Below are 21,267 nucleotides of genomic sequence, written 5' to 3' on the forward strand. Positions count from 1 at the left end.
AGTGCGAGGTCTATCGACCAGGTCGCAGGGTCTATCTCCTTGCCAAGAAGTTGATTCGTCAAGTGAGTAGGGTGGACGGTGTGACCGGACCTCAGTCTGATGTCGTGCTCGTGCTGCCGGGCGGCGGATACCGCGTCCATGCCCCGCATGAGGCGGAACCGATCGTCGAGTGGCTCGGCGCACAGGGCTGGTTCGCGAGGATCGTGAACTACCCGCTGAACACGGCACACCCCGCTCCCTTGCGCTTCGTCTCGCGCGCGGTTGCAGAAGAACGTGCGGGCGGTGCCGGCCGGGTCGGCGTGATCGGGTTCTCGGCCGGAGGACACCTTGCCGGATTGTCCGCTCTCGCGCCCGGCCTCGAGCCGGACGAGCGTCCGGACTTCGCGATTCTCGGCTACCCGGTCGTGAGCCTGGTCGACGGTCCGCACACCGGCTCGCGCGCCGTGCTGCTCGGCGACAACGTGGACTCCCCCGATGACGCTGTGGCACGCTCGCTTTCGCTGGAGACGCTGGTGCGTCCGGACTCCCCTCCAATGTTCGTGTGGCACACAGCAGAGGACGATGTCGTGCCCGTGCGGCACTCGTACCTCCTGGGTGGAGCACTCGCTGCAGCGCACGTTCCGCACGAGTTGCACGTCTTCCCCGGCGACGTCCACGGGGTGGCGCTCGCCGCCGACACCGACGCGTCCGCGTGGACGGGCCTGTGCGCTGACTGGCTGACACGCCTGCCCGTCACGCCTCGATAGGCCCGGCAGTCCCGTCACACCTCGGTGGCGAGCGCGCGCAGTACGGTCGTTCCCGCGCAGAGCTCGGCGTCGCGCGCTCCGAGGCGGGCGATCCCCGTCGTCCCTGGCGGAAGCGTGACCGTGAGCACGATCTCATCGCCCTCGCGCACCCAGCGCGTCGTGATCTCCCCGTGCGGGGCCTGCAGCCGGCCGTTCACCCACTCCAACCGCGGGTCGATCGACGGCGCGATGATGACGCGTCGGAAGCCCACTGAGTCGTCGGCCTGCGCGATGCCCGCGACATCCGAGTAGATCCACTGGCCCACCGACCCGAGCGAGTAGTGGTTGAAGGAGTTCATTTCCGGCGTCTGGAAGCCGCCGTCCGGGGTCCAGCCGTCCCAGCGCTCCCAGATCGTCGTGGCGCCGTTGTCGATCGAGAACCCCCATGACGGGAACTCCCGCTGGAACAGCAGGTCGTAGGCCAGATCAGGGCGGCCGAATCGAGCGAGCGTCGGGCACAGCAGTGCCACGCCGTGAAAACCGGTCGTGAGGCGTGCGCCGCGCTGCTCGATCTTGTCGACGAGGCGGGCGAAGAGCGCCGGGCGGCGATCTTCCGGGGCGAGGTCCCACGCCAGGCTCATCAGGTACGCGGTCTGCGAGTCGCCGTGCACGCGTCCGTCCTCGCCGAGGAACGCCTCGACGAACGCGGCCCGGATCAGCGCGGCGCGGGTGTGGAGCTCCCGGGCCGCCTCGTGTTCTTCCAAGACCTGGGCGATGCGGGCCGCCGTCGCGGTGGCGTGCGCGTGGTACGCCGTGGCGACCACTTCCTTGGGCGTGTGCTCGTCGACGGACAGCCAGTCGCCGTAGTCGTTGCCGCGTCGCGAGCGCCAGAGACCGTCGGGGTTGCGCTCCGCCACGTAGTCGAGCCAGCGCCGCATCGGCTCGAACATCGCCCGCAGCACGTCGATGTCACCGTAGGCGCGGTACAGGGTCCAGGGGACGAGCACGATCGCATCGCCCCAGCCGGGGGCGCCGTAGTCGAACAGGGTCGTGCCGGGGGAACGGGGGATGACGTCGGGCACCGACCCGTTGGGTAGCTGCGCCGACACGAGGTCGTCGAGCCAGCGCCGCAGCAGGGCCTGCAGGTCGGCGTTCAGCGTGGCCGTCGGGGCGAACACCTGCACGTCGGCGGTCCAGCCGAGCCGTTCGTCGCGTTGCGGGCAGTCCGTCGGCACCGAGACGAAGTTGCCCAGCTGGCCCCAGCGGATGTTCTCGATCAGCCGGTTGAGGAAGGGCGAGGAGGTGGTGACCTCGCCCGTCCACTCGACGTCGCTCGAGAGCACGGCGGCGCGCACCTGCATCGGGTCGACGTCGGCGCCGCTCAGCTCGGCGTACCGGAAGCCGTGGAACGTGAACACCGGCTCCGTCGGGGTGCTGGAGCGCAGGTGGTCCGTGGCCTCGGCGGAGCGCAGGTTGTCGGTGTAGAGCTCTCCGTGCGCGTCAAGCACCTCGCCGTGGCGCACGGTGAGCGGATGGTTCGGGCTTGCCGGAAGACGCAGGCGGCCTACGAGGTTCTGCCCGAAGTCGATGATCGTGCGGTTCGCGGTGCGGTCGATGGCGACGGGGGCGAGCTCGTCGACCACGCGTACGGGCTCGTCGCGCTGACCGATCAGCGGACCGGGATCGGGGTCGAGCACGCGCGCCGCGCGCCATTTCAAGTCGTCGAATCCGCGACCGGTCCAGCCCGGTGTGCCGTGTGTGCTGTCGATGTACTCGCCCATCAGCAGATCGGCCCAGCGCCGTCTGCCGTCGTGCTCGCGCCACGACTCGTCGGTGCCGAGGACGGTGCGTTCGCCGTCGGGATCGTCGATCACGAGGCGCGCGAGCAGTTGGGGTGCCGTGCCGTAGTGGTGGGCGTGGTGGCGGTGGTCGAAGCCCACGAAACCCGACCACCATCCTTCGCCGACCTCTGCCGCGAGCACGTTTTCCCCGGCGTGCACGAGGTCGGTGACGTCGAAAGTGCGGTACTGGATGCGGGTGCGGTAATCGGTCCAGCCGGGCAGGAGTTCATCGTCGCCGACCCTGGCCCCGTTGATGTACGGCACCACGAGACCGCGCGCGGTCACGGTGAGCCGGGCGCGCGCCGGCGCGGCCGAGGTCGTGAACGCGCGGCGCAGTTGCAGGGGCGGGCTCAGGTCGTTCGTGCGCAGCGTCGGACGTACGGGGGTGTCGCTGTCGCGATCGGTCGCGTCGATCGCGCCGTTCGGCTCGGGGTCGCGGCCGATCCACACGACCCCTGACCAGTCGCAGACGCCGGTCTCGAAGGTGGACTCCGCTGAGCAGCGTGCGCCCTGTCGGTCCTCGACCTCGACGCTCCAGACGTACGACGTCTCGGGGGTGAGCTTCGGGCCGTCGTAGCGCAGCCCGGTGGAGTCGCCCTCGCGTACCCCGCTGTCCCACAGGGCGTGCGCGTCGGCGGCGGGGCGCACGGTCACCCGGTGGGAGGCCGGGATCGCGCCCTGTTCGTCGCTGCGCAGCGCCCAGGACAGTTCGGGGTTGGGGGCGTCGACCTCTCGTGGTTCGGCGCGGGCATCGACGCGCAGACGGTACGGCTCGATCACTCGCAGGTCACTTTCTTTCCGTTGTTCGCGAACGCCCGCGTGCCAGCGTCGCCGGCCACGACCGTGAGTGATTCCCAGGCCGGGACCGAGGCGCCATCTGGACGGAAGGCGTGGTAACCGCCCTTCTTTGCGGCGAGATCGTGCACGACGTGGTCGCCGAGCGAGGTTGAGAAGCGCACGTCGACCGGGGTCGCGGCGTCGTTCCAGGCGTGGGTCGCCAGCGCCGGCCCGTCGCCCCAGCACTGAGCGCGCACGTTCGCGGAGCTTGCGACGGCGTTGTTGGCATCGGCCGCGAAGATCACCGGTTCGAACAGTTCGCTGTCCTTCGCCGTGGTGATCCCGCCGCCCCACTGGACCCATCCGCGGGTGCCGTCGCCGTCGGTGTCGTTCGCGACGATCGACAGGGAGGCGGCGGAGGCCGGCGATATCCCGATCGGCTCGAGCAGCGACCACGGGACCGCGGCCTCGTAGACGGTCGTCTTGGTCGTCGCGTCACGCACGGCTGCGACATCCGCCGAGGTGAGGTGGCCGGCGACGGACCCTGAGGCGTAGCGGTACAGCTGGGGGCCTTCCGGAGTCAGGGCGAAGCCGAACTCGATGCGCTCCTGGATCTCAGGGCGCAGGTCTCTCTCGCCGGGCCAGTTCGGGGCGACGGCGAACTGGAGTCCGTCGGCCTGCCAGGTCGCGTTCCCCGTGAAGGGCTGGATGTGGATGTCGTCGGCGACCTCGGCCGTCAGGTAGAGGTTGTCGTCGTCCCACGTGAACCAGGTCTTGGCGGCGAGACTCGCGTCCCTGACGCCGGGTGCCCTGAGCGTGGTTGACGGCAGTGCGTCGAGGTCGTCGCGCACGCCGTCGATCTCGATGGTGCGCTTCGGCACCCGGGGGACGTCGAGCCAGGGCGGGGCCGAGAGCGTGCCTGACGCCGACACGTCTGCTGCGGCGCCGTCGATCGTGAGAGCTGCTGTGTAGGTCACCTCGCCGACGCCTGCGGGCGCCGGGCCCGACAGGAGCGAGACCGTGGCCCCGGGTGCGACGTCCAGGTCGACCTCGAGCGTCTCGGTGTCTTCGCCGAAGGTCCAGGATGCCTCGGAGACGTGCTGGGCGGCATCCGTCGTGTTCGTGTACTCGGCCTTCACCACGTCGTCGGCACCGTCGATCGCGTGCTCGAGCGTCAGCGACGACGCCCGCGGGCGCAGCTCGGCGACCGCCGGAGACGAGGTCTTACCGTCGACGCTCGCCTCGATCGTGAGATCGGCGATCGTCTGCTGGAGGTCGTTGCCTGCGGTGATCTCGAACGGTACGTCGGTCTTGCCGCCGGCGGGGATCGTGACCTGCTGCGCTGCGCCTGCGACCTGCCAGCCGCCCTGGGCGGTGGCGGCGACCTCGGCGCTCACGTCGGTGTCGTTGAAGTTGTAGACCTCGGCCGTGACCGTGGTGGTGGCCGTGCTGTCGAGTCCGTATCCGTACAGCTGGGAGTCTTTCGAGGTCTCAGCGTCGAACACGGGCTGGATCACGACGCGTTCGGCCGCGGTGAAGTCCTCGGCGTCGATCGGGTCGGCGGGGACAGCGGGCGCCGGGGCGGCAGTGAGATCGGGAAACTCGGCCGCGGACAGGTAGACAGGATCGGGGCCGACGGTGAACGCCGCGGTGGCGCCGGAGACCTTGAGGTCGGCGTCGCGCCCCATGAGGTCGACGAGCGCGGCTTCGCCTTCGACGGGGACCGTGACCTCGGTGTCGGTGGGCGCCCAGAGCACGGCGGCCGGACCCGAGCCGGTGTCGAAGACGTAGGCCGAGACGCCCTTCGGGAGGCCGGTCAGCCGTCCCGCATATCGGCCCTTGCCGAGTTCGCGGGTCATGACCGACTGCGCCGCGAGCGCCGCCATCGGCTCGTCGGGGCTGCGGTACATGCTCCAGTACGAGGCACCTTCGCGGTACGGCGCGGCGATGAAGAAGAACTGCTTGGTCGAGCCCTGGGCGAGCGACTCGGCCGCTGAGCTCACGATGTAGCGCGCCTGCAGGCTCTCCTGCGCGGCGGTCGGCAGCTTGTTCACGTCGACGTTGTTGAGCGCGATGCCGCTCTCGGTGACCCATCGGCCCTTGCCGTCGCCTCCGTACGGCTGTGCGGCGTCGAGCTGCGACGAGAAGTCCGGGTGCGCGTTGATCGACGCCGAGGAGTTCACGGTCGTGTGCGTGTGGTAGGCGTAGGCGTCGAGGTAGTCGAGGATGCCGTTGCGGAACTGCCACTGCGCGTAGTGCGGGTCGACGCCGGCGAGACCGCCGTTCACGAGGAGCGCGTCCGTCCCCGAGTCGAGGAAGCCGAGGGCCGCGGCCTTCATGACGGCGGCGTAGCGGTCGGCGCCCTCCGATTCGTGCGCGAACTTGCGGTTCTGCTCATTCCACAGCTGCCACGCGTCCACAATTCCGTCGTAGTGCTCCCCGGCTGCGAAGGCGAAGTCGTACATGTCGCGCAGGTCCTGCGGGAGCTCCCGCTTCTCGGTTCGCGTCCAGGACGGCCCGTCGTGGAACGAGGAGAGGGTTTTCAGCCCGGCGTCATCCGCTGCCTGCAGCCAGTTCCACGGCTGCTGCTCACCCGAGAAATCGAAGCTGCCCCGCTCAGGATTGATGACGTCGTTCCAGCGCTGCCGATCGCGGATCCAGTCGACGCCGGTCAGCGACAGGACATGCGCGAAGGCCTCGGCGTCGTCGGTCGCGATGAGCTTCGAACCGTAGACGTCGACCGCGAAAGGGCTGTCGTCGAGCGCGGGTCGGGACGATGCCGCGGGCAGAACGGCGAACGCGCCCTCGACGCCGGTCTGCGACCCCGTGATCCGCGCAGACACCCGGTACGCCCCGGTGTCGAGCGCGGCGCCGAGGTCGATGGATGCGGCGGACTCGCCGGTCTCCGTCGTGGCCTCGCCCTCGGCCACGACGGCCCCTTCATAGTCCGTGACGCTCCAGGTGACCGGCACGGGGCCCGGCGCCTCGCCGTTGAGCGCGGCTGCGAGCGTGACGCTCTGGCCCTGTTCGAAGACGCCGAAGCGATCGGGGGCCGTCACTGAGTCGAGGGTCATCTCGACCGGCGTGAGGGTGAACGTGTCGAGGAACAGCGTGTAGTTCGTGTTCGGAGACACCCGGCGCTCGTTGACCTGGAACTCGATCGTGTTGACGCCGGCGTCGAGGGCGAGGGTGCCCAGCTCGTAGCGACGCAGCTCGTTCGTGACCACCGAAAGCTGCCGGGCGTCACGGCTCTCGCGCCAGGCTCCGTCGTTCGCCCGCACCCGGAAGGGTGACGCCCATTCCACCCCGGTCGGGATCGTCGTCGCGTCGAGCCGGTACAGGGAGGCGTCGTCGACCTCGACCTCGTAGGTGGCGGTGTATCCGCCTTCGGGGGCCTCCGCCGCGGTGTAGAGCCGCAGTGACGAACCTCCGCTGGCCCCGGTCTGCGCAGCGGCGCCGGGCACCATGGTTGTGGCCGTGGGGTTCTCACCCTCGATCGTGAGGGGCTCGGCGGCTTGAGCCGGGCTTGCGACGAGCAGACCCGTGGCGAGCATGACGGCGGCCGCGACGGCTATGCCGGCGACGCGATGGCGGCGGAAGCGCACAGAGATCTCCTTTGATCCGAGGTGGGACGGGCAGGAAACGCTCAGCCCTTCAGAGCGCCGGCGGATCCGGCGCCCGTCAGGAATTGCTTCTGGAAGATCGCGAACACCGCGATCGGGATGAGGACGGCGATGAACATGCCGGCCATGAGCATGGCGAGATCGGCCTGAGGCGCGACCGTCGCGAGTCCCACCGACAGCGGCTGCTTGTCGGGCGAGGGCAGGGCCAGGAGCGGCCACAGGAAGTCCTTCCACGACGCGATGAACGCCAGGAGGGCGACCACGCCGATGATCGGACGCGCCAACGGCAGCACGATCGACCACAGGATGCGCAGCGGACCTGCGCCGTCGACCGTCGCCGCCTCGAACAGCTCGGACGGGATGGTCTGGAAGTACTGCTTCATGATCAGCACGTTGAAAGCACTGACGCCGTTGGTGAGCCACAGCGCCGCGTAGCTGTCGAGGAGCCCGAGGTCGATCACGGTGAGGTACAGCGGGACCAGCGAGATCACCCCGGGAATGAACAGGGTCGCCATGATCGCGGCGTTGAGGACCGGCCCGTACCTCGGGCGCAGGATGGCCAGCACGTAGCCGAGCGTCACGGCCGAGAACACGGCCACGATCACCTCGCCGCCCGTGATCAGGAGCGAGTTGGTGGTGAACCGGCCGATCTGGATCTGGTTCCACGCGTCAGCGAGGTTGTGCCACTGGATGCCCGCGGGCCACAGGGCGAACGGGGTGCGGAGAATGTCCTGCGTGGTCGAGACCGCGGACTTCGCGAGCCACAGCAGCGGCCCGGCCGCGACGAGGACGAGCAGGGCCAGGACCACCCCGACCACGACGCGGAAGGTGAAGCGGGTGCTCGCGCGGGAGAGGTCGGAGTCGGAGATGTTCGAGCGCTCGAGCGAGCGGCCGCCCGAGCGCCGCCGGGCAGAGCCGGCGACGGAGGTCGGGGTGCGGGTCCATCCGCTGAGGGCCATCACTTGCTCCATTTCCGGGACAGCCACAGGTAGATCGCGGCAAAGACGCTGAGGGCGGCGGCGAGCATGAGGCTCAGGGCCGCGGCCTGGCCGAAGTTGCCGAAGACGAACGCGTAGCGGTAGATGAGCATGAGCAGCGTCACGGTGCTGTTGTTCGGCCCGCCGCCGGTGAGCAGGAACGGCTCGGTGAACACCTGGAACGTGCCGATCAGCTGCAGGAGAAGGAGCAGGAGAATCGTGCCGCGCAGCTGCGGCAGGGTGATGTGCCAGATGCGGCGGAGGATGCCGGCGCCGTCGATCTCGGCCGCCTCGTACAGCTGCGAGTCGATCGACAGGATCGTCGCGAGGTAGATGATCGTGGTCGATCCGGCCGCGCCCCAGGTGGCGACAAGCACGATCGACAGCATCGCGCTCGAGGGGGACTGCAGCCACGGGAGCGGTCCGATGCCCACGGTCGCAAGGATCGAGTTGAAGAGGCCGCTGGCGCCGGGGTCGTAGAACACCTGCCACAGCAGGATCGACACAACCGGCGGGATCACGGTGGGCAGGAACACCAGGAAGCTCGCGATGCGACGTGAGCGGCGCATCTCGGCGAGCAGGACGGCGAGGAAGATCGGGACGGGGAAGCCGACCACGAGGGCGAGACCCGCGTAGAGGGCCGTGTTCTCGAGGGCCTGACCGAGCAGCGGGTCGGCCAGCACGCGCTCGAAGTTCTCGATGCCGACCCAGCTGGTCGTGATGAAGTTCGTCTTCTGGAAGGCGATGACGAGCCCGCGCAGGATCGGCCACCACGAGAAGAGCGCGAACAGCACCACGGCGGGCAGCAGGATGAGCATCGTGCTGAGCCCGCCCCGTCGCAGGAGCGGACGCCGACGCCGGGTCGGCGGCGGGACGGACTCCTCGCCGGCCGCCCCGGGTGGGACGAGAGGCGGGGACGTAACGGAGGCCATGCGGGCTCCTTCGTCGGAAACGGCGTGAGGACGATGAGGACGGCCAGAGCGGGGGCGTCCTGACGCCCCCGCTCGGTCAGGACTGCGGCTGCGCGTCGGCGACGATGGTCTCGGCCTGGCTCTGGGCCTCGGCGAGAAGCGCGTCGATGTCGGCGTTCTCGTCGGTGAACACGGCCTGGAGCGCGGTGTCGAGCAGACCGTAGATCTGCTGCGCCTCCGTGCGCGGCTCCGTCACGACCGCGAAGTCGGGCGACTCGGTGGCCGAGTAGTACGTCTCGAGGTTCTCGAGCGGGACGTTGATGCTCGGCTTGATGGCCTCGAGGTAGGCCGTGTACGTCTCCGGAGCGACCAGCGGGAGTCCGACGCGCGGCACCGTGCCGCCGTCCTTCGCCATGCCCGCGGCCTCTTCGGCTGCGAAGTCGAGGTCGGAGAACCGGTCGAGGTAGTAGAAGTTGGTCCAGGCCACGCCGGCCGCCGTCTCGGCATCGCTGGCGTCGGCGCGGATGACCGACACCGAACCGCCGCCCAGCGAACCGAGACCGCCGTCCTTCTGCGGGAGCGGGAACAGGCCGTACGACTCGGGAGCCATCCCGAAGTTGCGTACCAGCGGGTTGTACCACTCGGAGGCGCCCACGAGCATGCCGTACTCCCCCGTGGCGAACGCGGGGCCGGCGGAGTCGAAGTCGAGCAGGAAGTTGCTGCCCAGCACGTCCTTGTTCCAGCGCAGGTCCGACAGGTACTCGAGCGCGGCCTTCGTCGCGTCGTTGTCCAGGTTCGTGGTCGTCTCCTCGCCGCTCGCCTCCTCGACCAGGCCGCCGAATGCGGCACTGATCGCGGTCAGGGTCCATCCACCCTGGTTCGTCGTCGTCAGCTGGCCGAGGCCGGCGGCATCCGTCTTCTCGGTGATCGTGGACGCGGCGGCGGCGATGTCCTCCCAGCTCTCGAGGGTCTGGTCGGGGTCTAGTCCGGCCTGCTCGAACACCTCGCGGTTGACGAGGACCGCCAGCGTGAACGCCGAGACGGGGATGCCGTAGTACGCGCCGTCCGGGCCCTGCAGGTTCGCGGTCACCGACTCGTTGAGCTCCTTCAGTACGTCCTCGGAGTCGTAGTACGAGCTGACGTCCTTGAGCTGCTCACGGTTGATGAGCGACTGGATCTCGGTCACGGGCACGCCCATGACGACCGGCAGCGTGCCACCGGCGAGCTGCGCGGCGAAGGTCTGCGGGTCGTACACGACCTCGCTGCCCTCGATCGTGACGTCGGGATTCTCCTTCTCGAACTGCTCGACCTTCTGGTCCCAGAGCGCAAGGGCGGCCTGGTCGGTGGCCTGCGGCTTACCGCCGACGGTGAGCGTGACCTCGCCGCCGGCGGCGTCCCCGCTCGAGCCGCTGCAGCCGGTGAGCAGGAGTGCGGATGTGGTCATCGCGGCGATCAGCCCGACGGCTGCGCGGCGCGGGTGTCGTGACATGTTCGTACCCCTTTGTAGAAACGTCATTCCGCGTCGTCGGGGGTCACGGATCTTCGGGCGCAGACCTCCGGCAGAGTGCGGTTCGGTGGCGAACGTACTTCAATTGGATCGGTTCAACAAGGATCAATCTGGACAAGAGCCCGCCATTGCGTCAAGGTCCCCTTACCTGCATAGTTAGTGTCATCCTGACGAAGAGGGACCGGGGCTGATGGGATTGGACCACTCCAATTTCGATGGCCGCCCGCCCGCTCGCAGGTGAGGACGAAAGAGACTGGAGCGATGAAGCGCGTAGCCATCACCGATGTCGCCGAGGCGGCGCAGGTCTCCCGGTCGACCGTGTCGAACTACCTGAACCGACCGGAGATCCTGTCCCCGGCGACGCGGGAGCGGATCGCCCGCGCGATCGACGAACTCGGGTTCGTGCCCAGCGACGCGGCGCGCAAGATCAGCTCCGGGGACACCCGCACGATCGGGTACGTGGCGTTCGAGTTCACCAACCCGTTCTCCGGCGTGATCGCCGACGCGATCGAGCGCCGTGCGGCCGAGACCGGGCGCACCGTCATGATCGGCAACTCCGCGGGGTCGGCCTCGCGCCAGCTGGAGTACCTCGAGCTGTTCGAGCGCAAGCGCGTCTCGGGCCTGATCATCGCGACGCTGGACGAGATCGAGCCGCGTCTGGCCGAGATGCGCCGACGGGGCACGCCGAGCGTCATCACCGGCCGTCGCGCGACCGTGGCGGATCAGGCATCGGTGTCAGCGGCGGACTCGGCGGGCGGCTACCTCGCCGCCTGGCACCTCCTGGACATCGGCCGTCGCCGTCTGGCGTTCGTCGGCGGTCCGTTCAGCGTCAAACAGGTCAGCGAGCGCTTCGACGGGGCGAGCCGCGCGGTGCAGGAGGTCTCGGGCGCGAGCCTCACGGTGCTACGCGCCGACAACCGCAACATGAACGCGGGCTTCGCGGCCGGCGTCGAGATGGCCTCGCAGCGCGACCGGCTCCCCGACGCGGTCTTCGCGGTCAACGACATGGTCGGCCTGGGCGTCGTACGGGGGCTCACCTCGTTCGGCATCGACGTTCCCCGCGACGTGGCCGTGATCGGCTTCGACGGCGACGAGATCGCCGCCGTCTCCGCGATCCCGCTCTCCACGATCAGCACCCCGGGCGAGGCGATCGGCGAGACCGCGTACGACCTGCTCCTCTCGGAGCTCGGCGAACCCGTGCGCACCTTCGACTCGCGCCAGCAGATCGTCGACCCCGAGCTGATCGTCCGCGCCTCGACCGTCGGAGACGCCGCCGACGCCGCCGACGCCGCAGGCACCCCCACGCTCGAGCGGCCCCGCTCGCTCGGAACCCTCGACGCCGAGCGCCCGCACCCCTGAAGGAGACTGCGCCATGGATGCCTCGACACTCCCGCTCCGCGGGTCCGAAACGAAGATGGTGCACCAGTGAGCGTCCCCGTCGAGGTGGTCCTGAGCCGCGGCGCGCTGCAGGCCGTGCTCGGCACATCCGGTGACGCGCCCGCCGAGCTGCGCTCGCTCACGCTCCACGGCGCCGAGGCGGTACGCCCGCATCCGCTCGTCGAGGTGCTCACGGCGGCCGAACGCCATGAGCGCATGACGCTCGGGTACCGGGGTACCACGGTCGGCGCGCGACTGCGCCCGACCGCGGTGGAGAAGAGCAGCGCGGCGGCCGTCGTGACCCAGACCGACCAGGTCACCGGCCTCTCGGTGCGCACGCGCCTGACCCTCGACGACGGCGGCCTGCGCGTGAGCCACGAGCTACGCAACGACGGGTCCGAGGATGTCGTCGTCTTCGCCGCCCCCACGCTCTCCGTCACCACAGCCGCCGAGCCGGCGCAGCTGACTCTCACCTCCGGGCGCAGCGAATGGCTCGGCGAGGGACGGTGGCGTGAGGACGCGGTCGCGGATCTCCTGCCGGAGCTCGGCTTCGCTGCCGTCGCCCAGCCCGATCGCACGGGGTTCGGGCAGAGCAGCGCGGGCGGCTGGCCGACCGGCAGCGTGCTCCCCGTCGCGGTCCTCTCGACGGCGGACGCCGTGAGCGTCGGCTGGCAGATCGAGAGCTCGGCGGGCTGGCAGTGGTCGCTCTCGCGCGGTGACGGAGGGGTGGTCCTGAGCGCCGGTGGGCCCACGGAGCGCGAGCACCAGGCCGCGGTGCGGCTGCGGCCGGGAGACTCTTTCGAGACGGTCGCGGCGGGGCTCGTGGTCTCGGACGGCGGCCGTGACGGCGCGTTCGCGGCGCTCACGCGGCACCGGCGCGGCCTGCGCGAGGTGCGCGACATCGAGCGGTCGCTGCCCGTCGTTTACAACGACTACATGAACACGCTCATGGGACAGCCGAGCACGGAACGTCTGCTCCCGCTGATCGCCGCGGCTGGCGAGGCCGGTGCGGAGTACTTCTGCATCGACGCGGGCTGGTTCACTGACAGCAGCGACTACTGGAGCGAGGTGGGGGAATGGCGTGAGGCGCCGACCCGCTTCGGCGGAGGACTCGGACGTGTGATCGCGGCGATCCGGGACGCCGGGATGCGGCCAGGCCTGTGGATCGAGCCCGAATCGGTCGGCCTCGACTCCCCCGTCGCCGGCGCCCTGCCCGCCGAGGCCTTCTTCCAGAGGTACGGCGCGGCGGTGGTGGAGCAGCGACGGCGGCACCTTGACCTGCGGCATCCAGCCGCGGTGGCCCACCTCGACGCCGCCGTCGACCACCTCGTCGCCACGTTCGGCATTGAGTACCTCAAGCTTGACTACAACATCGAGCCGGGCTCGGGCACCGACGTCGGCGGCCTCGCGCCGGGGCACGGGCTGCTCGCGCACACGAGAGCACTGCGGGACTGGCTCGTCGCGCTCCAGCGACGGCATCCGCAGCTGCTGATCGAGAACTGCGCCTCGGGTGCGATGCGCAGCGACTACCACCTGCTCGCCGTGACCCACCTGCAGTCCACGAGCGACCAGCAGGATGCTCTGCGGTACGCCGCGATCGCCGCAGCGGCGCCGGCCACGATCCTTCCCGAGCAGGCAGGGAACTGGGCCTACCCCGCCGCGGCCATGAGTGAGGGCGAGCTCGACGTCACGCTCGTCTCGGGGCTGGCCGGCCGGTTCTACCTCGCCGGCTTCCTGAACGAGCTGAGTGCCGACGCCTTGGCCCGGGTACACGAGGCCGTCGCGACGGCGAAGACCCTGCGCGGCGACCTCGCGACCGCCACTCCGTTTTGGCCGATCGGCATGCCGGGGTGGGGCGACGACATCCTGTGCCTGGGTCTGCGGCAGAAGGACGGTTCAGCGGTGTTCTGCGTGTGGTCGAGGGGAACCGAGGGCGCCCATCTCGCGCTGCCGCACGTCGGTGCACTCACGCAGATCTTCCCCTCCGGTGCCGCATGGCACACCACCGCGGCCGAGGATCATGCGGTGGTCACGGTGCCGGCGGGACCGGCCGCGGCGGTCTTCCGCACCGAGCGAGCCGGGTACTCCACTCCGTGACCGAAGCCCGCGAAGGAGCCAGCATCAGATGCCTTCACGGGCCGGCCCCACAGACTCGGGGAACCGAACGTCCCCGGTCGAGGGTGGGGCGTTCAGGCCAACGCCCCGGAGACACCGTGACGAACCGACGAGTAGGACTGTCGTCGCCCTAGCGTTCCCGGCATGACGAGCTACAGCGGCCAGCAGGATCGGGATTCGGTAGCTGACGGACTCCCCGTTCCGCAGGTGACCTGCTGTCTGTGCCGGCGGCCGGTCCCGCCTGCCCATGAAGTCGTGGCGTTGGATGCCGAGTGGCAGCGCCGTTTCACGTCGATGGTCGGGGTGCTGGCCTGCGAGGAATGTGTGCTCGAAGCCGAGTGGAAGTGTCACGACGAGACCGGGAACTACGTGTCCGGCCACATCCCGGCCGCCGGCCTGCCCCCGCAGACCCAGGACGTGGACTCGTGGAGTCATCTGCTGGCCCAGGGCAGCCAGGTCGCCATGATCAAGCAGTTCGCCGACCCCGCCCCGCGGCCGGTCGCCCCGAGCATTCCGAACCGGGTGGCCCGGGTCGACCTGAGCGAACAGCGCACGGAGTTGATGGGACTCATCGACGCGTGGCAGACCACCCGACCCTCACGTTCGAGGGCGGCGAAGTGAACCGGATGGGCGGCTCCTGGAAGGGTGCTGTCGTCGTGCTGGCCTGCGGGCTGGTCCTGGGGGCAGGAGGCGCGGCGTGGGGGGTGAACCGAACGTCCACCACCACACTCGCGCCCGTGCAGCAGATGACCCTCACCTCCGCCTACGGCCCGGAGGCTTTCCAGGAGAACGGACCTATGGACGGGGTGGGTGGGGGCGGGAGCATCGACCGTCTGCCGGTCACGGTGCCGGGGGACGCCTCGGCGTACGACGCTCTGGTCACGGTCACCTTCCGCTACCGGACAACGGGCAAAGGGCGTTACACACTCGGCCTGATCGCGAGTACCGACGTCCGCAGAAATGAACTGACCAGGCGTCCAGCGACGCCGTGGCCCTTGGCGGCCTCGGCCGTTACAACCTCCTCCACGGTGCAGTTCGTCGTGCCCGCTCTGGAAGCCGCGCAGACGTACTACTTCGCGCCGACCGCGAGCACGTCCCCGCTGACCCCGTCACACAGCAGCCGTATCGCCACGAACAACATCGTCATGACAATCCAGCTCACCCCGCGCCCCGACTGACTCACAGACTGAGCCGCAGTCACAACAACGGAGACTGATCGGTCTGGTCGCAGCCTCGTGGGCGCGATCAGATCGCTTCTTCGGACCAGACCGCTCCATGTGTACATGATCGAACGGGCCGCATCGGTGTTTGATGGCGCAAGGTCAGCGTCCACGTGTCAGCATCACGGCCAGCCCACCGCCGAAGAACACGAGCGCGGCCCCGCCCGACACGGCGGTCGAGGTGTCCCCCGTCGTAATGCCATTGACCAAGAGCACTGCGCCCACCACGGCCAAGATGGCTGCAGCGATCAGCGGGCCCTTGCCGAGTGGCGGCTCGCCCCGCTGGGCGGCGGTCGGGCGTGTGAGCCTGGCTGAAGCCGTTGACTGCGGGAGTTCTGATGGTGACGTGGGGCCGGGCCGGTGATGATCCTCATTCTGAGCGGCGGGAAGTAGGGGATCGACCGCCCTGGACGCCGCCCGCACCAGATCGTCACCGTCCGGTGTTCCCCAGGCGAGCCAGACCTCGGTATCTTCGCGCTCGACCCTCGTCACGCCACGAACCGCGGTCAGCGCGTCGTAGAGGGCCTCCGACATGCGCGTCTGGAGCGGCTCTTCCCGCGCAAACTCAGCCAGGGCCACCACGATCTGCCACGGGTGTTCCGGAGGCAACAAAGCCTCGACGTGACCCCAGTCCCCACCGTCGGTTCGGGTCCACTGTTCAAGCAGCTCTTCATCGTCCGGCGGATCGACACGGCGCACCTCGATCGACATCGAAGCAGCATACGTTGAGCGCCGGGATGTCACGTCACCCGCGCTGAACCCATCCGACTGGCATCACGAGTGAAAGGCCAAGATTCGAAAGGGTGTTCACCAGTAGCGTGGCGGACCGGTCTGGAACAGGCCTCACGCAGGAGGTGACAGATCTGGCTGAGCCCGGCGCCCGCGCGGTGCACCACAGAGTGCAACTTGTGGTCCGGTGTTTCGCTCAGTACTCGGCCGGTGGCGAGCGACACCCTGGCCATCGGGACGAGGGCACTCCGCAGGAGTCCTTACCGAACTGGTGGTTGGACGTTGCAAGCCGCTGAACGTCCTTGGAACGGTCCCGACCTGGGTGATCACCAGTTTCAGCACCCATTCTTCGGTCCACCTGGCCGGGAAGATCACCGCCCCTGTGCCGGACATATCCCCCTAGAGACAACGCAATCGTCCGGGCCCATGTCGTACTCGCGGCGGAAGGCGCCGGCGAGGGCGAACAACGTTCCCGGTGTAGCGGGTAGCAGCCCGGTGCAGATGGCCCCGGACAGTCAGGCCGCCATGGTCGGCATCATTCCTGAGACCGGTCCCCGTGATGCGGCCACGAACGCCCTGGTCGCCGATCTACGCGTCACCCTGGAACCGATCGGCACCGACACGGGCGACTACGTGGCCGTGACCGCCGGTGGCCGCAACGCCGGCCGGGTCGTGGTGGCCGCCGCCGCAATCATGATCGCGGTGTTCGTCAGCTTCCTGTTCTCCCACGACCCGAACATCATGCCGATCGCGTTCAGGTACATGATCAGCAGACCAAGACGTAGCTTGGCCCCGGTCGTTCGTCTGGTCTCAGGAGATGCACCCGAATCAAGTAGTCAGTCCCGTTGCCTTCGCGACGCCCCTCGAGAACGGTTCGCCCGGAGAACAGCGCCGAACCCATCCGACCCGACCAGCTCCAGCTCAGAGCCTCAGAGCGGAGTTCAAAGCAGTCCTCCTGAGCCGACCGGCAGCGAGGTCGTCGACGGCCTCGGCCGGCAGGGCCTGCGCGATGAAGTATCCCTGGGCCAGGTCACAGCCGAGCCCGCGCAGGAATTCCAGCACGTCGGCGTCCTCAACTCCTTCGGCCACGACCCGTAGACCCAGGTTGGCGCCGAGGGTGAGGATGCTGCGGATCAGCACAGCACTGGCCAGGGCCTCGCCCGTGCCGCTCAGACCCGCGATGAAGGACCTGTCGATCTTCACTTCGCGGACCGGCAACTTCTGCAGGTAGGCCAGGCTGGAGTATCCGGTTCCGAAGTCGTCCAGAGAGAGGGTGACGCCGATGTCGGCGAGGCGCTGCAGGATCGGCACGGTCCGGGTGGGGTCGCCCATCACACTGCTCTCGGTGATCTCCATGACCAGGCGGTCGGCGGAAAGCCCTTCGGCGGCCAGAGCTGCTGCCACGTTCTCGGGCAGGTTCGCATCGTTCACGCTGTGAGCGGAGAGATTGACGGCCACCGCCAGGTCCAGGCCGGCATCGCGCCAGCGCCGGCACTGTCGCATTGCCTGGCGCAGTACCTGCCGCGTGAGTTCCTCGATCAAGCCACCGGATTCGGCCAGCGGAATGAACAGGCCCGGTCCCAGCAACCCGTGCCGGGGGTGTCGCCACCGGACCAGGGCCTCGACGCTGGTCACCTCGTTCGTCCTGAGGTCCAGTTGCGGCTGATAGCACACTTCCAGCTGGCCGTGCTCGAGAGCGAGGGCAAGATCTGCGAGCAGGGTCAGGCGTTCGGCCCGACCGCGGTCCAGTTCCTGGCTGTAGACGACGATGGGGCCTTTACCAGCCTTGGCCGAGTACATTGCGGTGTCCGCGTGCCGGAGCAGGTCCGCGCCGTTCATGCCGGCGCCGGCGAGGGCGATGCCGATGCTTGCCCGGGTACTGACGACTGCGTCGGGCAGGGTGATCGGCGAGGTCAGTTCGTCCACAATGTTCTTGGCGGTCCGCTCGGCCGCACGCAGCATCCCGGCCGGACCGGCACTGGATTTCGGCAACAGGATGGCAAATTCGTCTCCGCCGAGCCGGGCCACCGTGCCGACCTCGGGAACGCAGGCGCGGATGCGGGCCCCCACCACTCGAAGGAGTGCGTCTCCCACGTGGTGACCCAGAGCGTCATTGACTTCCTTGAACCGGTCCAGGTCCAGGAGCAGGACCGCAGACCGCTGGGACGGAGGGGCGCTCGCCGTAGGTTGCGATGTGCCCGGGGCCAGATCCTGCTCGATCCGCTCGGCCAGCAGTACCCGGTTCGGTAACCCGGTCAAGGCGTCGTGGGTGGCATCGAAACGTAACTGCTCGACCAGCCGGATCCCGCGCAGGGCAGTGGCCAGGTGCCCGGCCAGGGTTCCCAGCAGGGTGAGATCATCGGCGGTGAACGTCGAGGCCTCCCCCATCCGGTCCTGGGCGATCAGAACACCTTGCACACCTTCGGAGGAGAGCGGCACGATCATCGCGTCCCTGGCCGCATGGGCGGTCAGCCAGTCGCGCATCCCCTGATCGCGCGTGGTTCGAGGAATTACGATGAATTCCCTGCTTGCGCAGGCCCGGGCGATCAGAGCGTCCCCGGGCCCGCTCGGGGGTGAGTGCAGAGTACTCAGGGCTTCGTCCTCGGCGATGCGCAGCTGCACATCGCCTTCCTCCCGGTAGACGATCAGTTGGACGCTGCTGGCGTTCAGCAGCTGTCGGGTGGGGGCCAAGAGCAACGCGGCCAACTGCTCGAGCGTGGTCGCACTCAGGCTCTGCTCGACGAAATCATGCATCAGCGCCAGAGACTGGTGCCGGTTACGAAGGCTCAGATAGCTCCGGTAGAAGACAGCGGTCACCGCGGTGAAGCCGAGAACCAGGACCAGGCCGAGCCGGCCGTGGGCCAGCAGCACGGTGGCCGCGAGGGCGCACACGGTGCTGAACGGGCTCAGCACGGCGGCGGGCCCCAGCACCGCCTTCGCCTGGGAGTACGTGACCCGGTCCTGGTGGACCGAGATGACCAGCAGGACCAGGGAACTCATCACCAGGTCGATCACGACCAGCGTCAGACAGCAGATCATGGCTGCGGCGAGGCCCAGATCGGCTCCCGGCCCCAGCACCTGATGCAGGACGAGACCGACGGCCCCAGCTTCGAAAAGATAGGCGCCCATGTTGTACCCGCGTTTCAGCCACGGCAGCTGCTGACGGCTGAATGCCACACCGGCGCCGATCAGCCGGGCCAGGATCACCAGGCGCAGATCGAAGGAGAGCACACCGAGCAGGAGCGCCACCCCCGACAGTGAGAACGAGTGGGCCTGGTGCCGGAACTCGACGTGCAGCAGGGCCAGTTCGGCGGCCCAGAACGCCAGCACCAGCAGCACAAACGCTACCGCCGGAGGCATCGGCGGATTCTGCGCCAGGACCGCACCGCCATCGGTGAGCAGCAGGGCGATCGCTCCTGCAGCGACCAGACCGAGCGCCAGGGTCACGGTGATCGCCGTGGCCCGACGGACGGCGGTACGGGGCGAGGCGGTCACTGCCAGTCCTGATGGGTCCAGCCTTTGCCGGTCCAGCGGGCACCCGTCCACCGCGCTCCGGTCCAGGACACGTCCTGCCAGGAAGAGCCGGTCCAGCGGGCACCGTCCCAGCCGGAGCTGATCCAGTTCGACCCGGACCAGGTACTGCCGCTCCACTGGGCGCCGTTCCAGCGCCCGCCGGACCAGGCCGTCGCTATCATTGAAACGGCTCGCCAGGCGGCCGGATTCCAGGGTGATCCCTGCACGTCGATCTCACCGGACAGCAGGGCTCCGGTCTCGGCGTCACTCAGATGGTTGCCACCGCGTGCGGCCTCCAGCGACCCGAGCCCGCCGGCCTCGGGGAAGCTCTGAACCGTGTCGTCGCCCTTGTTCTTGCCTGCCCGCTGGAGAATCTTCTTGGCCTCGTTGAGCGCCGCGTCGATGTCGATCTGGCCGTTGCCGCGCTCGAGCACTGTGCCGCTGGTCGAATGGGCCGTGCGGGTCAGAGCTGCCTTCACCTGGTCGGGGGAAAGCTGCGGGTGAGCCTGCAGCAGGAGGGCGACAGCGCCTGAGGTGACCGCCGCGGCCTGGGAAGTGCCGCTGCCGCGAAAGAGCCGGCCTGTCGTGTCGCCTGAGACCAGACCTTCGGGATGGTGAGCGTCGATGTACGAACCGGGAACGCGCAGCCCGGCAATGGAGGTACCCGGGGCCATCAGGTCGACGTGCCGGGCTGCGTTGCCCCGGCTGCTGAACGGGGCCACCGCCGGGGTACTCCAGCCCTTGACCTCGGTGAGCGGGTCGCTCGCTCCGACGGCAAGGACGTAAGGATCGATCGCCGGGTTGTTCAGCCGGCCGTGAGCGGACCCCTCGTTACCCCCGGAGACAACGACCACGATGCCGTGCTTCCAGGCGTTCTCGACGGCGGAGGACAATGGGTCCTGCTGATACGACTGCGTTGAGAGCGTGCCGTAGGAGAGGTTGACCACGCGAACCGCCATGCCGTTGTCGTTGCGGTGCTGAACGACCCAGTCCAGGCCGGCGATCACCTGGCTGACGTCGGTGCTGCCGTCGGTGGTGGCGAGTTTGAGCGCCAGCAACCGGGCGTCGGGAGCTACACCGAGCTGCACCTTGGTGTCAGGCGCGATCGGTACGCCCTTGTTGCTGACCGGAACCGAGTCGCGCCCGGCGATGATGCTGGCCAGGTGGGTGCCGTGGCCGTAGGTGTCTCGACCGCGCAGGTCCGTCGAGTTCGTCTCAAGAGAAAGGTCAGGCCCGTGGATCACTTTGCCGGGATCGTCGAGGCCGGCCACATCGTCGTTGACCCCGCTGTCGAGCAAGGCGATCGTGACCCCTTGCCCGGTGATCGCCCGGCCCGCCGAATCCTTCTTCTTCCACACCGCTCGGGCGCCGACGGCGGTGGTGACGGTGGCCATCGAACCGGCGTCCTGGCTCGGCTTGTTCTTGCCGCCGACGTCTTTCGCCTTGGCATCGGTCTCGGGGTCGCCCCACTTTGCAGTGGTCCACGTCTGGTGCGGCGAGAAGGCCACCTGCCGCTCATGAGCGACAAGGCCGCCGCTGACCAGGCAGAAGGCCAGAACGAGGACGAGGCCTAGGAGCATGAAAGCTGCGGATCTGTAAAGGGAACCCCGGAATACTCGCAAGTCTGTCACGGCCGCTCACTCTACGTCGCAGAGGGGTGGCATTTCAGCGATTTTGCGGAACGGGTCGAAACTGTGCGCAACGAACCCAGTTCGGCTTGAGGTGACGGCACGCCGCCCCGAAAGGCTCCCGCACCCTCGGCGGCCAGCCAGGCGTGGCCAAATATTTCAGCGGCCGATGCAACAAGATCATGACCGACCCCAGCCTCCGCCACCCTGGCCCAAGTACGGACCCAGCCTCGTCGCGAGCCACGGAGATTGCTGCTTCACCGTCCTGGAATCCCCTGACGGCCACGAGAACACTTGTGCCGAAGACCAGCCCACGGCGGATGC

General features: G+C 68.8%; 14 protein-coding genes. 5 read left to right on the forward strand and 9 right to left on the reverse strand.

Annotated elements, in window-relative coordinates:
* The first annotated feature begins 71 nt into the window (after nt 1-71).
* A complete protein-coding gene (locus LWF15_RS32945) occupies nt 72-746 on the forward strand; it encodes an alpha/beta hydrolase (protein ID WP_232814908.1) in 675 nt (224 codons plus the stop codon).
* Nucleotides 747-760: 14 nt separating this feature from the next.
* Here LWF15_RS32945 and LWF15_RS32950 read toward each other — a convergent pair whose 3' ends face one another.
* From LWF15_RS32950 to LWF15_RS32970, 5 genes are all read right to left on the reverse strand, one after another.
* Nucleotides 761-3,346: an alpha-L-rhamnosidase gene (locus tag LWF15_RS32950; RefSeq protein WP_232814909.1), complete on the reverse strand. Its 2,586-nt coding sequence runs from the start codon at nt 3,344-3,346 to the stop codon at nt 761-763.
* Nucleotides 3,343-6,948: a sugar-binding protein gene (locus tag LWF15_RS37985; protein ID WP_232814910.1), complete on the reverse strand. Its 3,606-nt coding sequence runs from the start codon at nt 6,946-6,948 to the stop codon at nt 3,343-3,345. The genes LWF15_RS32950 and LWF15_RS37985 overlap by 4 nt, the downstream gene beginning before the upstream one ends.
* A gap of 41 nt (nt 6,949-6,989) precedes the next feature.
* Complete coding sequence (locus LWF15_RS32960; RefSeq protein WP_232814911.1) at nt 6,990-7,925, reverse strand: carbohydrate ABC transporter permease; 936 nt, start codon at nt 7,923-7,925, stop codon at nt 6,990-6,992.
* The gene (locus LWF15_RS32965; protein ID WP_232814912.1) at nt 7,925-8,875 is read right to left on the reverse strand and encodes a carbohydrate ABC transporter permease; all 951 of its coding nucleotides are present in this window, start codon (nt 8,873-8,875) and stop codon (nt 7,925-7,927) included. Before LWF15_RS32965 ends, LWF15_RS32960 begins: the two co-directional genes overlap by 1 nt.
* A gap of 76 nt (nt 8,876-8,951) precedes the next feature.
* A complete protein-coding gene (locus LWF15_RS32970; RefSeq protein ID WP_232814913.1) occupies nt 8,952-10,343 on the reverse strand; it encodes an ABC transporter substrate-binding protein in 1,392 nt (463 codons plus the stop codon).
* A 279-nt stretch (nt 10,344-10,622) separates the two neighbouring features.
* On the opposite strand from LWF15_RS32970, the gene LWF15_RS32975 reads away from it, so the two are divergent.
* The 4 genes from LWF15_RS32975 (at nt 10,623) to LWF15_RS32990 (ending at nt 15,031) form a co-directional block, all read left to right on the forward strand.
* Nucleotides 10,623-11,720, forward strand: coding sequence for a LacI family DNA-binding transcriptional regulator (locus LWF15_RS32975; protein WP_232814914.1), 1,098 nt, complete (start codon nt 10,623-10,625; stop codon nt 11,718-11,720).
* Between the two features lie 66 nt (nt 11,721-11,786).
* Nucleotides 11,787-13,835 carry a glycoside hydrolase family 36 protein gene (locus LWF15_RS32980; RefSeq protein WP_232814915.1) on the forward strand — a complete coding sequence of 683 codons (2,049 nt, stop codon included), beginning with the start codon at nt 11,787-11,789 and terminating at the stop codon, nt 13,833-13,835.
* Between the two features lie 273 nt (nt 13,836-14,108).
* Complete coding sequence (locus LWF15_RS32985) at nt 14,109-14,474, forward strand: hypothetical protein (RefSeq protein ID WP_232814916.1); 366 nt, start codon at nt 14,109-14,111, stop codon at nt 14,472-14,474.
* Complete coding sequence (locus LWF15_RS32990) at nt 14,432-15,031, forward strand: hypothetical protein (RefSeq protein WP_232814917.1); 600 nt, start codon at nt 14,432-14,434, stop codon at nt 15,029-15,031. Before LWF15_RS32985 ends, LWF15_RS32990 begins: the two co-directional genes overlap by 43 nt.
* A 144-nt stretch (nt 15,032-15,175) precedes the next feature.
* Here the strand turns inward: LWF15_RS32990 and LWF15_RS32995 are convergent, their stop codons facing one another.
* The 4 genes from LWF15_RS32995 to LWF15_RS33005 form a co-directional block, all read right to left on the reverse strand.
* Nucleotides 15,176-15,784: a hypothetical protein gene (locus LWF15_RS32995; RefSeq protein WP_232814918.1), complete on the reverse strand. Its 609-nt coding sequence runs from the start codon at nt 15,782-15,784 to the stop codon at nt 15,176-15,178.
* A 647-nt stretch (nt 15,785-16,431) separates the two neighbouring features.
* The gene (locus tag LWF15_RS37115) at nt 16,432-16,566 is read right to left on the reverse strand and encodes a hypothetical protein (protein ID WP_269811263.1); all 135 of its coding nucleotides are present in this window, start codon (nt 16,564-16,566) and stop codon (nt 16,432-16,434) included.
* Between the two features lie 157 nt (nt 16,567-16,723).
* Entirely contained in the window at nt 16,724-19,297 is a 2,574-nt protein-coding gene (locus LWF15_RS33000; protein WP_232814919.1) for a putative bifunctional diguanylate cyclase/phosphodiesterase, read from the reverse strand.
* The gene (locus LWF15_RS33005; RefSeq protein WP_232814920.1) at nt 19,294-20,895 is read right to left on the reverse strand and encodes a S8 family serine peptidase; all 1,602 of its coding nucleotides are present in this window, start codon (nt 20,893-20,895) and stop codon (nt 19,294-19,296) included. The genes LWF15_RS33000 and LWF15_RS33005 overlap by 4 nt, the downstream gene beginning before the upstream one ends.
* Nucleotides 20,896-21,267 lie beyond the last annotated feature (372 nt).

Origin of the sequence: Kineosporia rhizophila (genome assembly GCF_021277265.1) — a bacterium.
GTDB classification, from domain to species: Bacteria; Actinomycetota; Actinomycetes; order Actinomycetales; family Kineosporiaceae; genus Kineosporia; species Kineosporia rhizophila.

What these genes read in the sequence shown, in the direction of transcription:
- LWF15_RS32960 (WP_232814911.1), bottom strand. Translation starts at nt 7,925, where the DNA reads ATGGCCCTCAGCGGATGGACCCGCACCCCGACCTCCGTCGCCGGCTCT.
- LWF15_RS32965 (WP_232814912.1), bottom strand. Translation starts at nt 8,875, where the DNA reads ATGGCCTCCGTTACGTCCCCGCCTCTCGTCCCACCCGGGGCGGCCGGC.
- LWF15_RS32970 (WP_232814913.1), bottom strand. Translation starts at nt 10,343, where the DNA reads ATGTCACGACACCCGCGCCGCGCAGCCGTCGGGCTGATCGCCGCGATG.
- LWF15_RS32975 (WP_232814914.1), top strand. Translation starts at nt 10,623, where the DNA reads ATGAAGCGCGTAGCCATCACCGATGTCGCCGAGGCGGCGCAGGTCTCC.
- LWF15_RS32995 (WP_232814918.1), bottom strand. Translation starts at nt 15,784, where the DNA reads ATGTCGATCGAGGTGCGCCGTGTCGATCCGCCGGACGATGAAGAGCTG.
- LWF15_RS37115 (WP_269811263.1), bottom strand. Translation starts at nt 16,566, where the DNA reads ATGTACCTGAACGCGATCGGCATGATGTTCGGGTCGTGGGAGAACAGG.
- LWF15_RS33005 (WP_232814920.1), bottom strand. Translation starts at nt 20,895, where the DNA reads ATGCTCCTAGGCCTCGTCCTCGTTCTGGCCTTCTGCCTGGTCAGCGGC.